Origin of the sequence: Fluviicola chungangensis (genome assembly GCF_007558725.1) — a bacterium.
Taxonomy (GTDB): domain Bacteria; phylum Bacteroidota; class Bacteroidia; order Flavobacteriales_D; family Crocinitomicaceae; genus Fluviicola; species Fluviicola chungangensis.
Genome location: NZ_VLPL01000002.1, coordinates 399,973 through 414,841, shown reverse-complemented (window position 1 = coordinate 414,841; position 14,869 = coordinate 399,973). Strand labels below are relative to the sequence as shown.

Annotated in this window: 8 protein-coding genes; 3 read left to right on the top strand and 5 right to left on the bottom strand. The window is 44.2% G+C overall.

Annotated elements, in window-relative coordinates:
• Positions 1 to 47 precede the first annotated feature (47 nt).
• The 3 genes from FO442_RS05350 to FO442_RS05340 are packed head-to-tail and all read left to right on the top strand — an operon-like array spanning position 48 to position 5,042.
• The gene (locus tag FO442_RS05350; protein WP_144332122.1) at positions 48 to 2,135 is read left to right on the top strand and encodes a SpoIIE family protein phosphatase; all 2,088 of its coding nucleotides are present in this window, start codon (positions 48 to 50) and stop codon (positions 2,133 to 2,135) included.
• A gap of 4 nt (positions 2,136 to 2,139) precedes the next feature.
• Positions 2,140 to 4,347 (top strand): glycoside hydrolase family 20 protein, encoded by a 2,208-nt coding sequence (locus FO442_RS05345; RefSeq protein WP_144332121.1) that lies wholly within the window; start codon positions 2,140 to 2,142, stop codon positions 4,345 to 4,347.
• Positions 4,344 to 5,042 (top strand): copper homeostasis protein CutC, encoded by a 699-nt coding sequence (locus FO442_RS05340; RefSeq protein WP_144332120.1) that lies wholly within the window; start codon positions 4,344 to 4,346, stop codon positions 5,040 to 5,042. Before FO442_RS05345 ends, FO442_RS05340 begins: the two co-directional genes overlap by 4 nt.
• Positions 5,043 to 5,155: 113 nt before the next feature.
• Here FO442_RS05340 and FO442_RS05335 read toward each other — a convergent pair whose 3' ends face one another.
• The 5 genes from FO442_RS05335 to FO442_RS05315 form a co-directional block, all read right to left on the bottom strand.
• Positions 5,156 to 8,887: a reprolysin-like metallopeptidase gene (locus FO442_RS05335; RefSeq protein WP_144332119.1), complete on the bottom strand. Its 3,732-nt coding sequence runs from the start codon at positions 8,885 to 8,887 to the stop codon at positions 5,156 to 5,158.
• A gap of 76 nt (positions 8,888 to 8,963) precedes the next feature.
• Positions 8,964 to 11,258: a GH92 family glycosyl hydrolase gene (locus tag FO442_RS05330; RefSeq protein ID WP_144332118.1), complete on the bottom strand. Its 2,295-nt coding sequence runs from the start codon at positions 11,256 to 11,258 to the stop codon at positions 8,964 to 8,966.
• 143 nt (positions 11,259 to 11,401) lie between these two features.
• Positions 11,402 to 12,172, bottom strand: coding sequence for an AMP nucleosidase (locus tag FO442_RS05325; protein WP_144332117.1), 771 nt, complete (start codon positions 12,170 to 12,172; stop codon positions 11,402 to 11,404).
• Between the two features lie 251 nt (positions 12,173 to 12,423).
• Positions 12,424 to 13,545 carry an ATP-binding protein gene (locus FO442_RS05320; protein ID WP_144332116.1) on the bottom strand — a complete coding sequence of 374 codons (1,122 nt, stop codon included), beginning with the start codon at positions 13,543 to 13,545 and terminating at the stop codon, positions 12,424 to 12,426.
• Positions 13,546 to 13,630: 85 nt separating this feature from the next.
• The gene (locus FO442_RS05315) at positions 13,631 to 14,827 is read right to left on the bottom strand and encodes a TraB/GumN family protein (RefSeq protein ID WP_186279924.1); all 1,197 of its coding nucleotides are present in this window, start codon (positions 14,825 to 14,827) and stop codon (positions 13,631 to 13,633) included.
• Positions 14,828 to 14,869 lie beyond the last annotated feature (42 nt).

Sequence of the window (14,869 nt, the reverse complement as noted above, 5' to 3'; positions counted from 1 at the left end):
ATGGTTAAATATAAATACTTAATTTGTGACACGAAATAATAAAACGCATGATCCGACGAAAAGGAATATTACTTGTGATCACTATCCTTTGGGTATTCGAATTCTCTGCGTTTTCTTATGAAGTTCCAAAATCAGGGGCAGATGTTCGCACAAACGCCCCAAGACCGGCGTCCGTTATCGAATTGTTCAACCTGATCGATCCCCCAGAAAAGACAGAAACCACGGATGAACCAGTCGGGAAAAAGACTGTGGGCACGGATAAGAAGTCGACCCCGGGAGACAGTATCGCCGTATTAAAATTACTCAACGCCGCTGCTCCGATTGCGCATTCGGATTATAAAAAAGCATTCAAGCTCACTACCGAAGCAATACAGATTGCCGAAGCGACCAAAGACAAAGAACTCATCGGAAGGGCACAAAACACGATGGGAAACCTCTATTGGTTTTCCGGGGACTACACACACGCCTCCCAGTATTACATCGATGCGCTCAAAAATTTTCAAAAGACCAAAAACCAGGCTCAAATTGCCGAATGTTACCGGAATATCGGGTGGATCTACCTGGGACAGGAGAAATACGAATTGTCCGAAGAATATTTGTTGAAGTCCCTGAATTTGAACATCAAACTCGACAATAAGAAACGGATCATCATCAATTACGATGATCTGGCCAATTTATACCTGACATCCAGGCAATACGAAAAAGGATTGGAGTCGTGTGAAAAATCACTCGCATTGGCCAAAAAATATCAATTCCCGGATGCAATCGGAACGATACATGTTACAACAGGTCAGCTCAATTATAAATTAAACCGGCTCAGCGAAGCAGAAAAAGAATACAAAACGGGAATCGGTATCCTGGAAAAAGTTCCCAACGAATCCTATAATTTGTGCCTTGGTTATTTAGGTTTGGGGAAAGTCAAGAATGATCGCGGAATATTAAGCGATGCATTGCCTTTGTTCGAAAAGGCAATTGCGCTTGCCAGGGCAAACAATTTTCCTCCCGAACTGGCTGAAGGATATCTTTTGGCTTCGAAGATCTACCATGCCCGGGATAATTTGAGCAAAGCCTACGACTATATGGAACTGTATGCGCAAACCAACGATTCGGTGAACGCACGTAACAACCGCGACTACATCCAGGAAATGGGTGCCAAATTAGAGTACGAACAGAATAAGCTTCAGATTAAATCCCTGGAACAAGAGCGGAAATTATCGGATGTCCGCCTGGATCGCGAGCGCAATTTTAAGATCTTCCTGATCATCATCATTTTTTTCCTTTTCCTGCTGGGATTCTTTATTTACCGTTCATTTTTGCGTAAAAAGAAAGACAATGAACTGATTGCAAAAGCTTACCAGGAAATCGAAATCAAAAACAAGGACATTTCGGACAGCATTGAATACGCCTTGCAGATTCAGCAAGCCCGGTTACCTCATGTCGAGACCATACAACAATCCTTTCCCGAATTTTTTGTCCTGTACCTTCCAAGGGATACAGTGAGCGGTGATTTCTATTGGTTTACCGAAACAGAAAACGGAAAAAAGGTCTTTGCCGTTTCCGATTGCACCGGACACGGAATTCCAGGAGCTTTTATGAGCATGATGGGAATTGACGGGTTGAACTATGCAATCCTTGAAAAGCGCATTGAAAGCTCTTCTCAGATCCTGGATCACGTCAATAAGTTCATTATCGAATCCCTGAAACAGGATCTGGACACGGTGAAAAACAAAGACGGGATGGATACAGCAATCTGTATTTTCGAAAAGGACCTGAGCAGTGTTAAATATGCCGGAGCAAACAGGCCGCTTTGGCTGATACGCGATAACGAACTGATACAATTTCTACCTGATAAGATGTCCATCGGCGGGAACAATTATTCCGATTATCAATTCAATGAAATTACCATTCCGCTTCAAAAAGGAGATGCCGTTTATTTATTCTCCGACGGGTATCCCGATCAGTTTGGCGGTGAGCGGAATAAGAAATTTATGACTAAAAACCTCAAGCAGCTGCTCCTGGAAATAACCCATCTGTCTGCAAGGGAACAGGAACGGGTTTTACTGAAAAAACTCCAGAATTGGAAAGGGGGTCTTCCTCAAATTGACGATATTATCCTCGTTGGAATTAAACTTTAACAGTATGAAAATTACGCTTGTTATTTTGTTGTTCTTTTTTACAACTCAATTATCAGCTCAACACAGTCTGGTATTTCCAGAGCCTGTTAATGTGGAACAAACAACAGACAACTTTGTTTTTAACGGTCTGCTGACGGTCGATAATACCCGGATTCCGTCCGATTTATTCTCCTACCTCCGGGAATTATTCGGACGCCAATTCATCCACCTCGAACCGGCTTCTGCCAAAGATGACGCTACCATCCGTTTAAAACAGGTCCAGACTTTCGCTTATACGGAAGGTTACCAGCTGTCAGTCACACATACCGGAATTGAGATCCAATATAGCAGCTACGCCAGTTTATGCAATGCCTTTCAAACTCTGAACCAACTGATACAAAATCCGAAAGAACTCGCAGGAATCCGTATTTCCGATCAACCTGCATTTGCGTACCGGGGAGTTCACCTGGACTGCAGCCGCCACTTTTTCAGCATAGGAGAATTGCGAAAATTCATTGATCAACTGGCCAAATTGAAGTTCAATCGGTTTCACTGGCATTTGACAGACGACCAAGGTTGGAGGATAGAGATTAAAAAATACCCGAAACTTACAAGCGTCGGGGCCTGGAGAGACAGCACGCTGATCGGTCACTTCAGCAAACAACCGGCAGAATGGGACCACACGAAATACGGTGGTTTCTATACCCAGGAAGAAGCCAGACAATTGGTAGAATATGCCCGGATCCGCGGAATAGAGATCATTCCCGAAATCGAAATGCCAGGACATGCCAGAGCCGCATTGGCAGCATACCCGGAACTAAGCTGTACGGAAAAACAACTCCCGGTTGCTGGTACATGGGGCGTATTTGATGACGTCTTTTGCAGCCAGGAAAAAACCCGCACATTCCTGAAAGATGTGCTCGATGAGATCATTGAGCTCTTCCCTTCCCAAGTAATCCATATCGGAGGAGATGAATGCCCGAAGATCAATTGGGAAAAATGCCCCAAGTGCAAAGCAGTGATGACCCAAAATCACTTAAACACCACTCACGAGCTCCAAAGTTTCTTTATCCAGGATATCGAAAAGCACGTCAATGCAAAAGGAAGGACCATTATCGGTTGGGATGAGATCCTGGAAGGTGGTTTAGCTCCGAATGCCCAGGTGATGTCCTGGCAGGGAATGGAAGGCGGGATTGCGGCGGCAAAACAGAAACACCGCGTAGTTATGACCCCGACTTCCTATTGTTACTTCGATTACTACCAAAGCGGACATCCTTCCGAACCACTCGCAATCGGTGGTTACCTTCCTTTGGAAAAAGTATACCGTTTTGATCCGATCAAAGGAGTGGAAGATGAGTACAAACAATATATTCTGGGTGGACAGGCAAATCTCTGGACGGAATATTTACCGACCATCCAGTCTGTCGAATACAATGCTTTCCCGCGCTTGGTAGCAATGGCTGAGGTCTTATGGAATAAAAGCAGTGTTCCCTATTCTGATTTTGTTGAAGCGTTGTCTTCGACCTATTTGCCTCAATTGCGTAATGACGGTGTTCGTTTCTCCACTTCCTTTTTGGATCCGACTTTGCAAATAAGACTTTCCAAATCCGGCGCTGGCTATGATCTGATTAAACCGGTAAACGATGTTGTTTTTTCCGTAAACAACGAAATCGTAAACGGGATTGATATTGAAAGAACCGATCAGGTCGGGGAACACCGTTACTTAATCCATTCCAATATCGGGGACCAGGAATTGCGTGTATGTGATTATACCTTTACTTCTCATTTGGCTTTGGGTAAAACAGTCCGTTTCGATACTCAACCGCACGAAAAATATAACCACAACGGAAATCTTGGACTTACCGATGGCGTAGTTGGTAAAAAACCATGGAAAGGGAACGAATGGTTGGGGTTCAACGAGGATACGGTGCGGTTTACCCTCGACCTGGAAGAGCTTACTTCATTTCGTACCATACGCATCGAAACGTTGAATGACCCCGGATCCTGGATTTACCGACCGGAAAAATACGTAATCCAGGTAAGCTCCGACGGGAAAAAATTCAAAACGGTAGCCAAATCGAAATTAACCGGCGACGTCATCCGGGTAACTAAAAAAATGAAAGCCCGTTATGTCAAAGTAACAATCTACAATAACGAATTCATCCCTCAGGGACAGACCGGAGCAGGTTTTACTCCCTGGACATTTATCAACGAACTGATTCTCACCAAATGAACATAGAAATTTGTGTCGGCACGCTGGAGGCTGCACGTATTGTCAGCAAACAACCGATCGATCGTATCGAAACCTGCATTGCTTTGGAACAAGGCGGGTTAACTCCTTCCAGGGCGATGGTTTCCTGGATCCACAATACCTTTCACCTGGAACAACACGCATTGATCCGCGTTCGTGCAGGCGGTTTCGTTTACAACTACGATGAAATCGTGGTCATGCGGGATCAAATCCTGGAATTGAAGGATTCAGGGATAAAAGGGCTGGTAGTCGGCGCTCTTACCAAAGACTTTAAATTGAACCTGGAAGCACTGGAAACCTGGAAACGAACAGCTCCCAATATCGATTTTACTTTTCACCGCGCTTTCGATCATACAGATGATTGGAGAACGGCGATAGACCAACTTGTCAAACTGGGTTTTAAACGCATTTTAACGAGCGGATCGGATCTGAGTGTTGCACATGGAATAAATCGCTTAAAAGAGTTTGTTTCGTATGCAAACGGGCGGATTGAGATCATGGCAGGCGGTGGCGTAAAGGAAGAATTGATCCCGGAACTGAAAGCAACGGGAGTTGATGCCATTCATTTTTCCGGAACTTCGAGGGTAACAGTAGAATCGGGAACTGCATTTGAAGAGGCCCTGTTACTTCCGGATGAAAATAAACTCACAGAAATTTTAGCCGCGATCCAGGGATAAGTGGTTTTAGAAGGTAATTCGTTATATAATGAAAATAGGATATCTTAATTTCAGGATATTAAAAAGCCCCGATACTACAACGGCATCGGGGCTTTTCGTTATTCAGCCAATTATTAATTTTTGATCAACTTGAATGATTGAGTTGCTCCGCCTACTTCAATATTCAGGAAGTAAACTCCCTGAGCTTCCGTAGAGATATCGAAGGTTATTCCACTGGTTGTTTGTGGTTTCTCTTCACGGATCAATCTTCCCGTTACATCGCGGATAACAAATGATTTCAGGTTCACTTCTTTATTGAAAGAAACAGTGATCTTTCCATTTGTCGGGTTCGGATATACCGACACATCTTCGAAATTCAGGTCATCAATTCCCAAATTGGAAATCGTTACACAAGCACTCGTATCTGTACAACCGTTTCTGGTTACGATCACCGCGTATGAACCGTTTGCAGGTGCAATGAAGGATTGGCTCGTAGCTCCTGAGATCGGTGTGTTTGTTGCACAATTGATCCATTGGTAAGTTGCCGTTCCCTGAGCGGAAGAAATCGTTGTACCTGCAACAGTGGTGTTCAGGTTCAGTGTAGTTTGAGTAACCGTTACTGAAGCACATGTTCCGGCTGTCACGCATCCACCTTCTCCTCTTACAAAGTATGTTCCGGCAGCAGAAACATTCAGTGAAGTTCCCGAACCGACTGAAGTTCCTCCGCAAGATCCCGAATACCATTGCCAATCGGTGGCGTCATTCAAGGTTCCCGCAGTTACAGACAAGGTTGTTGATCCACCCGGGCAAATGGTAGTTGTACCACCAATTGTTGCCGCGGTTGGCGGTGTACAAGGTGTTGCCGGTGTGTAACAAATCTCCAGTCCCCAAGAATTCAATGCTCCACCGTCCTGGTTGAATGCATCCGAAATCGTTAATGTCCAGGTTCCGCTCATGTTTTGTCCGTCAAATGCCGACAAGGCAGCTGCAGGAATGTAGTATCCTCCACCAACCGGCGGACAAGGAAGCGTAGCCGTAGAAGCCTCATCGTCAAAATTCAAATTGAAATCCGCTTCGTCGTTACATGGATTCACCATCAAATTAACAATCGTTCCTGTCGGACTGGTTAATTTAATCGTTAAATCACTGATGTATGAGTGTGTTCCTGCCAGGTTTACCACATTGATATCGTTGATCGTTCCTCCTGTTGCAATATTCATCGTAGAAGTAACAGTCGGTGTTCCGGACGCGGAAATTGTAACCGGTACATTCGTTGCATTGAAAGTCATACAAGAAGCTGTAGTAAATGAGAAGGTTGCAGACGCTACCGGAGCAGAGCACGAATTCAAGGTTTCAATTTTCCAGTAATAAGTCGTAGCCGGGCTCAACAGGGTAGCCGTATATGTTGGGGAAGTCAATCCTGTTGCACTTTCAATTACTGTTGTAAAGGTAGCATCCGTAGCAATTGTAATGTTATACTGAACTCCTACACCCGGATTTGTCCATGTCATATTCGGGCTTACCGGAACACTTGTTGCAGCGTTTGCCGGACTGGTCAGTGCAGAAGCAACTACACCGGATGTTGAAATCAACACGGTTCCATTGGTAAAATGCGCGCCAGATGTGGAAGCTCCGTCAACAGTAATGCTGTAAGTTCCCGGAGTTGCACCTGCCGTATTCGTAATGGTCATTGTAGCATTTGTACCCGGAGTTGCTGGATTCGGAGTAAATGAAACGGTCGTTCCTGCAGGGTTACCCGTTGCAGATAAAGTCACCGGATCAACGTATGAACCAATTTGACCGACAACTACTGTAAACACTGCATCCGTTCCCTGGCAAGCAGAAACCGTTGAGTTTTGGAAATTCAGGGTATAATCGTTTGTTGCTGCAGTGATTGCGAAAACGTTGTTCGACACATCGAAGAATGTCCCGTTTTCACACATGACCATAATAATTGCCGTTGTTGTAGCCGTATTCGGTACAGTGATCACCTGGGATCCGTCGTTTGGAACATCGTTCGCGATTACAGTAAATGTAGCTCCACCGTCTGTCGAAATCCATACGTCTACATTTGCACAAGCAACCGGGGCCACATCTGTGTTTGCAACAGACCAGGTTACGGTCTGAGTCGAATTCCCGGGCCATGAAATCCCTGTAGCACTTGGGTAATTCACAATAAACGGTCCTGCTGAAGTTGTTGTTGTGACTGTGATATCTGCATGATCATTGCATCCTCCGTTCGCTTCATTATCCCGAACGGTGCACCGGAAATTCATTGTTCTATTTACAGTAGGAAGTACTTCCCATGTAAACGGTCCGCCAGTCATTAAGCTCGAGATCGAAGGAAAATAACGGGTTCCGCTGGTGGTCGGAGATTTCGCACGGAAATTCGGTCCGCTGGTGTTCGTTCCAACCGGCGGTTGGGTTGCCGTTCCGGTCTGCCCGTTGTCCATTTGTTCCCAGCAATAGGTCAGTACATCTCCGTCCGGGTCTGTAGCAGTTGCTGTTAGCGCGAAAGGAGTATTTGCCGGGATCGTAACACTTCCTACAGTTCCGCTGATTGTTGGAGCCGATTGAGCAGGAATAGCAGTTGAAACTGCACAGGTATTTCCGCCAGCGTTAATGAAAATATGCATTTCATTCATGTTCACCCCATGGAAATTATCATCCGAATGCGGCTGAACATCTTGTGGAGAGCAAATTCCTGCGTAAGCCATGATCGAACTTCCGGATCCTGGTTCCATTGCTGTGGAACCATTTGCATTTCCGGAACAGGACCCTGTATTTCCCCTGAAACTATGGTTTCCGGAAAATTCATGCCCCATTTCGTGTGCGACATAATCAATATCAAACGCATCACCGACAGGAGCACCTGAACCGGTAACACCTCTGGCTTTATTCGAAGAACTGCAAACAACACCTAATCCTGCCAATCCACCGGAGTTCGTTCCGAAAACGTGACCGATATCGTAATTGGCAGAACCAATGACGGTAGTTGTATTTGTTTGATTCTGATTGATCATCGTTCCCGGATTTCCGTTCGTAAACGGATCTGTTCCGGAATTGGTGTAAATCAATAAATTGTTATTTGCGATGATTGTCATAGTTACAGCAAAATCACGCATGTACACTCCGTTTACGCGGTTCATGGTTGTCACCTGAGCTGCCTGAGCCAGTGCAACTGTTCCGCCGTGGAAGGCCGTGTATTCTCCGGTAGCAGACAATGCCAACCGATAGGTTCGTTTGGTACAGTTCCCGAAGCTTTTCACAATATTGTCATTTGCGCCTTTGATCTCGGTCCCCATTGCTTCTTCTAAATGACATTGGAATGTCTTATCGGATGTATAATCTGCCCTGGAATAAACCACATAATGTTCAATGTCCCCACCTCCAAACGAATAAGGATCGATAAACACAGTTGATTGTCCCGGGATAAGCGTCATTGCATGAAAGCCCTGCGGAGTCAAATCAAACTTAACCACCTCACCGGAATTATCCATTGCGATTCCGTCGAAGGAACGAATTTCCGGGAATTGAGCAGCTAATCCCAAAGACATGGTTTCATTCTCATGCACCTGATAAGTTCCAACGGTACCATCCGGTTTGGGAAGTTCCATAAAAACCGGAATGTAATTCGGATCATCAATGCGCTTAGCCTGCGCCAAAAGCTGGTGCATCCTGGAGATATCCAGTTTGAAGGTTAAGAATTTTGTTGGTTTAATGTAACGGGTCCCACTTTCGGGGATCTCGCTTTCCGCAATCATTTTCCACGTACCCTTTTGCGGTTTTGTAGTTTGTGAGAAACTTACAGAACATAGAGATACACTTAGGAAAAATACGCCGGAGAGTAGTATTCTTCTTTTCATAAGAGAGTAATTTGAGCTCTGAATTTACTATTTAAATCGGTATTTCAACTAACAATTAACGTTTAAGATTGTATTCTTAAAATGTTTTTGCCGGTTTATTGGTCATTTCAAACACCAATTTCCCCCCGTTCTTTAAGCGTTGGTAACTCAGTTTAAAATCTTTCAATTTGATCCCGTTGAAATAAACAGCTTTGACATACGGATTCTTCTCGCTTTGATTTTTCGCGCTTATTTCTATCACTCCACCGTTCTCCAAATGGATTTTTGCATTTTGCACCAGCGGACTACCCAAAATATAGTCGTCGGAACCCGGGCAAACAGGATAAAATCCAAGCGAACTGAAAATGTACCAGGCACTCATTTGTCCGCAATCATCGTTCCCGCTTAAACCGTCAATTTTAGCAACGTATTTTGTTCTCAATACCTGGCGGATGTATTTCTGGGCCAAATCCGGTCTTCCAACCCAATCAAACAAATAAATGACGTGATGAGACGGTTCGTTTCCATGAACATACGAGCCCATGATCCCTTCGCGGGTAATGTCTTCGGTATGCTCGAAGTATTTATCAGCCAATTGCATCGTGAACAGCGAATCAAGGTGTGAAGCAAAACGTTTTTTTCCTCCCATCAATGCGATCATCGAATCTACCTGGTGCGGAACATACAAACTGTAATTCCAGGCATTCCCTTCGATATAACCTGCCTGGTGTGTTTCCAATGCATCAAATTTTTCGATGAATTTCCCGGAACTCAGACGTGCACGCATAAACCCGGAAGCCGGATCAAAAACGTGCCGGTAATTTGCACTTCGTTTCGAAAATTCTTCGTAGATATCCATACGTTTCAGGCCAAGCGCCAACTGTGCAATGCACCAATCGTCATAAGCATACTCCAATGTTTTGGAAACCGAACTCCCGCTTTTGTCTTCGGCCACATATCCCAGGTCCATGTACGAACCGATTCCTTCAAAATAGCGGGTACGGGCAGTTTGCACGCACGCATCCAGTGCTTTGTCGTAATCAATTCCCTGCAACCCTTTGTTGTAAGCATCCGAAATGACAGAAACAGAATGATATCCGATCATGCACCAGTTTTCATTCGCATAATGCGACCACATGGGCAACATTTTTTCTGCACTTTGTTTTTGGTGGGCAATCATGGAATTGACCATGTCTGCATTTCGTTTCCGCTGCACCAGGTTGAACAACGGATGCAAGGCCCTGTAAGTATCCCAAAGAGAAAAAGTGGTATAATTGACGTCCCCGTTTTTATTGTTCTCATTGGAAAAATCCAGTCCGCGGTATTGACCGCTCCAATCCTGATAAATTGTTGGACCCAAACAAGTATGATAAACTGCAGTGTAGAAATTCGTCAAATCTGCTTCGTCAAGCATCTGTACATCAAATTTATCCAGTTCCTTTTCCCAGAGCATTCCCCCCGCTCTCAAGTATCCGTCAAAATTCCAATCGGGTGTTTCGTGTTCCATATTCTCCACAGCACCTTCCATGCTCACGGGCGATAAGGCAACCTTCAGAAGGAGTTGTCTTGAAGGACCCAGATCAAAATCGAAAAAGGCTCTGAATTGTGCAGCTGACATTTCCGGGAAATTGTCTTTCAAATTAAATTTTCTCCAAAATCCCTGGTACACTTTTTTTGACTGGAAATCATTGTAACCATAAGATTTAATTGGCTTTGAAAATTCGATAGCAAAATAAACTGTTCGGTTCTTTGCCCAACCGGTAGTTTGTCTAAAACCCACCACATGATATTCATCAACTACACGAACGTAAGTATTTACGTTCTTCCCGTCATAATTGTAAATACCGGCAATCAAATCGAGGATAATGTGTGCAGAATCTTCTTTCTCAAAGGTGTAACGGTGAATACCAACTCGTGTGGTAGTGGTTAATTCGGCTTTTATCTGATGATCATCCAACACCACTGAATAGTAATTGGGTCTCGCCATTTCATTTTCATGATTGTAAGCAGAACGAAAACCACTTTCCGGTTTTGAAGCAATGCCTGGATTCAATTGCAGCTTTCCACTTGTTGGCATGATCGAAATATCTCCCAAATCCGAATGGCCTGTACCACTGAAATGCGTATGACTGAATCCGACGATCGTCGGATCTTCGTATTGATAACCCGCACAGTATTTATAGACATCCGGATTGTATTTTCCATCAACTGCGTAAGAAAGCGTATCCGTATCCGGACTCAATTGCACCGATCCGAAAGGGACTGTTGCACCGGGGAAAGTATGTCCCATTTTGGACGTTCCGATCAATGGATTGACATATTTTAGCTTGCTTTGAGCTGAAACAAACCCTGCAAAAAGTATGATTCCAAGAGTTAGAAGAGAGAGACGCATGAACTTCGATTTTCACGAATATAATTAATCCGGACCACAAAGGCACGCATATGCGTTAACCGCACGATGAACAAAACATACCAGGATTAATTGAATAAAAGCAGGGAAGCGCAATAATTACCGCTGAACGAAATCCTGTTTCTTTAGAAACGCAGGTGTTTCACAGTATGTCCGTTATAAATAAGCTGCTTCAGGGAGTCGATTCCTATCATCAAATGCTTATCCACGTACCCGGCAGTGACTTTTGAATCGCTTTCACTGGTTTTCACACCTTCCGGTGTCATCGGCTGGTCGCTTACCAGCAGCAGAGCCCCCGTAGGAATTTTATTGGCGAAACCAACCATGAAGATCGTAGCTGTTTCCATATCAATAGCCATCGCGCGGATACGGCTCAAATATTCTTTGAATTTCTCGTCGTGTTCCCAAACCCTGCGGTTGGTCGTATAACAGGTTCCTGTCCAGTAGTCAAAGCCGGCGTCGCGAATGGTTGTAGAAATTGCCTTTTGAAGCGCGAAGGCCGGTAATGCCGGAACCTCCGACGGAAAATAATCGTTACTTGTTCCTTCTCCGCGAATAGCTGCGATCGGTAAAATCAGATCACCTACTTCACTTTTGCTTTTCAATCCGCCGCACTTTCCGAGAAATAGCACCGCTTTTGGCTTGATCGCGGACAACAAGTCCATGCAAGTAGCTGCTGAAGCACTTCCCATTCCGAAATTGATGATCGTAATACCATTTGCTGTTGCACACTGCATGGGTTTGGTTCGGCCAATGACTTCCACCTCGTACATTTGGGCGAATTTTTCAACATAATTATGGAAATTGCACAGCAGGATGTATTCGCCGAAATTTGTCAATTCTTCTCCTGTGTAGCGGGGCAACCAGTTTTCTACTATTTCTGTTTTTGTCTTCATGGTGCGATCTGAGTTTTGTGAAAATAGCGAAGATATTTGAGACCGTTGTGTTATTTTTTGGTGAAAATCGGGCTAAAACGATATTGCCCCGAGCAATATGTAGGATTCCAAGAATAAAGGCCATCTCTTCGTTATATCACGAAATAATGAAATCGCAACATCACTTCTTTGTACCGATTTGAACCAATTCCCCCGATCAATTGTCCCACTGACAATTCAGGAATGCACTTCATCCTCCCAACAGCTCACGATCACTTTCTCAGAAAAGTCCAGAACGTTTTTTTGGAAACACCGCTCACCCTGATTTGCGGATACAATTCACTGAATGATGCCGGAACTTTGATCTTCTTCGAATCGTCCCAATTCATTTTGGCCCCGAATGCTTCGTCTTCCATGATTTCCAAATAATCAACTTCCTGCTTGGTATGGGTCAGCCAAAAGCATATTTCGGGAGTTTTTCCTGCATATTGATTGGCTTTATACCGTTCACTAATCACGAAATTTTTCCACAATTCCTCCACGTCATTCCGAAATTCCAGGGGTTGAAACGCACGTATCAGAGCATTTCGGATCCCATTATCCAGGAAATAAACGACGTGACTCTTCTTCAATTCATAGCGGTGACCATTATTATAAGAAGGAATCAGGATCAGCAAATTCGCCTTGGCGAACAATTTCACATAGCGTTCCACTGTTTCATTATCCAGCCCACATTTCTTACCCAAATCGTTGAAGCTGATAACTTTCCCGATATTAAATGCCAGGTGTCTGAGTAGTTTGACCAGCTTCTCCTTTTTGTTGATCCGTTCGGAAGCGCCCAGTTGCGTAAAAATGCTTGATTCAATAATTTCAGAAATCATTTTCTCAGCCTGATCTTCCTGCGTCACCACTTCCGGGTAATACCCATAGATCAAACGTTGTTCCAGGTCTTTATCTTCCTGTACCAAGCCATAAAATTTCGCGCTTTCCGGATAAGAAAGTGGAAACAAATTCAACTCCAATCCTTGCTCACGCAATGCTTCCCACAAATCTTCATGGAGCTCCGGTTCAAAAGAACAAATGAGCAGGACGTTTTCAAGAAAATCCAGTTCAATAGCAAAATCGATGTATTCCTGGAGGTTCTCCAACAATTGTGCATCTCGGATGATTACCACCTTTTTATCCTGGCTGAAGCGCTTCAGTTCGTGCAATGAATCTATTGCCTTTCGTTCTTTCTTATCGGAACAATCAATCATCCCGATTTGAGGGTCGTCCAACCGGAAAATTTGAGAAACGAGCGTTAACCTGCCTGTTCGCCGGGCACCTTTCAGAACGACAATTTTACTTTCTTCGCATTTTTGACGCAGCACCGGTTCGAGTATTCTTTCAATCATGATTCGCAATTAGTGAACCGAAATTACCATTATCCGATAAAATCATTTAAAGATTGCGAAAAATCAATAAACAACCGGATGTTGGTTATTCCTTTTCTGTCAGAATTTCAAACTTTTGGAAGAATTTGACCGGACGATCAGAATGCATGAATTTGTTTCCTCCGTAACAAATCAATTCGTAACACACATCCCCGAATTGAATGAAGCGTTTCCATTGATAACCTTTGATCGGGTCGAGTATCAACCCTTCCATTCCCTTCGCTCCGTCATCTAAAAAGAATTCCTTGGTTTGAGCCATGTCGTTTTCCAGGAAATGGTACCGGTTATCATCCAGATAATCAGGTGAGGCATGAATAACCAGCTCATAAGTATTTCCCTGTCCCAATTCCTGGTAGATGTAGTGTTTTTTATCGGTTTCTTCCAAGAGTGTCGGTTTTCCACCAAAAGTCATCCGAAAGCTATTCTCTTCATCCGAAACGGCAAACGTTCGCCACGACTGAACCAGTTTCTTTTCGGTTACGGTGGTATTATCGTAAGTTGCTTTTACTGCACGTACCTGGAATCCTTTTTGTCGCAGTAGCTGCAAAACCCCGTCTGTCCCATGCAAATGACCGGAACCGATCGCACAAAAAACGGTTCGTTTACGCATCAGGGTATCCAATCCTTTCGCCATGATCTGATTTCGTTTGGTGATCAGTTCATCGTATGCATCCGGAGCACTTTTGAATTGCGATTTCAACATATTCGTCAGGGAAGCGATGTCTCCGTTGATGTATGTCTGGATAAACGCTTCTTTGGTAAAAAACAAACCATTGATTGCTCTGCGGGTATTAAACAATTCCGGATTCTCTGCCAGTTTCAACTGATCCTGCACGGTTTCCAACTGGTAAAATCCTTTTCCTCCGCAATAACCGGCCTGCTGAAAATAAGCATCCAGGAATTGTGGCCTTCCGTCTTCGGAACCGTAAACGGTTTGAGTCGCTTTTTTGGAACTTGCAAAGGATCGTTCTTTATCGAACAGGTCAAAATTGAAGAGATTCAGGCGCACATCGTATTGGTCGTATATCTGCGTTACGTCCGTTTCCAACACTACTGCATCTACACTTACGAAAGCAGAATAGAGGGAATCCGGGAAATTAAACAAACGGGGATCGTTGGAATGCATACTCCCGAAAATGTAGCTGATCTTCTTTGTACGGGGTGCTTTGACTTCCCAGAGTAATTGGTACTCTTTCTCCACTTCCTGGCCAAATGCCTGAAAGCAATGAAACAAAAAAAGCATGCATCCGATTTTGTACATAGCGCTAAAGTGCTAAAAAACGAT

What these genes read in the sequence shown, in the direction of transcription:
- FO442_RS05350 (WP_144332122.1), top strand. Translation starts at nt 48, where the DNA reads ATGATCCGACGAAAAGGAATATTACTTGTGATCACTATCCTTTGGGTA.
- FO442_RS05345 (WP_144332121.1), top strand. Translation starts at nt 2,140, where the DNA reads ATGAAAATTACGCTTGTTATTTTGTTGTTCTTTTTTACAACTCAATTA.
- FO442_RS05340 (WP_144332120.1), top strand. Translation starts at nt 4,344, where the DNA reads ATGAACATAGAAATTTGTGTCGGCACGCTGGAGGCTGCACGTATTGTC.
- FO442_RS05335 (WP_144332119.1), bottom strand. Translation starts at nt 8,887, where the DNA reads ATGAAAAGAAGAATACTACTCTCCGGCGTATTTTTCCTAAGTGTATCT.
- FO442_RS05330 (WP_144332118.1), bottom strand. Translation starts at nt 11,258, where the DNA reads ATGCGTCTCTCTCTTCTAACTCTTGGAATCATACTTTTTGCAGGGTTT.
- FO442_RS05325 (WP_144332117.1), bottom strand. Translation starts at nt 12,172, where the DNA reads ATGAAGACAAAAACAGAAATAGTAGAAAACTGGTTGCCCCGCTACACA.
- FO442_RS05320 (WP_144332116.1), bottom strand. Translation starts at nt 13,545, where the DNA reads ATGATTGAAAGAATACTCGAACCGGTGCTGCGTCAAAAATGCGAAGAA.
- FO442_RS05315 (WP_186279924.1), bottom strand. Translation starts at nt 14,827, where the DNA reads ATGCTTTTTTTGTTTCATTGCTTTCAGGCATTTGGCCAGGAAGTGGAG.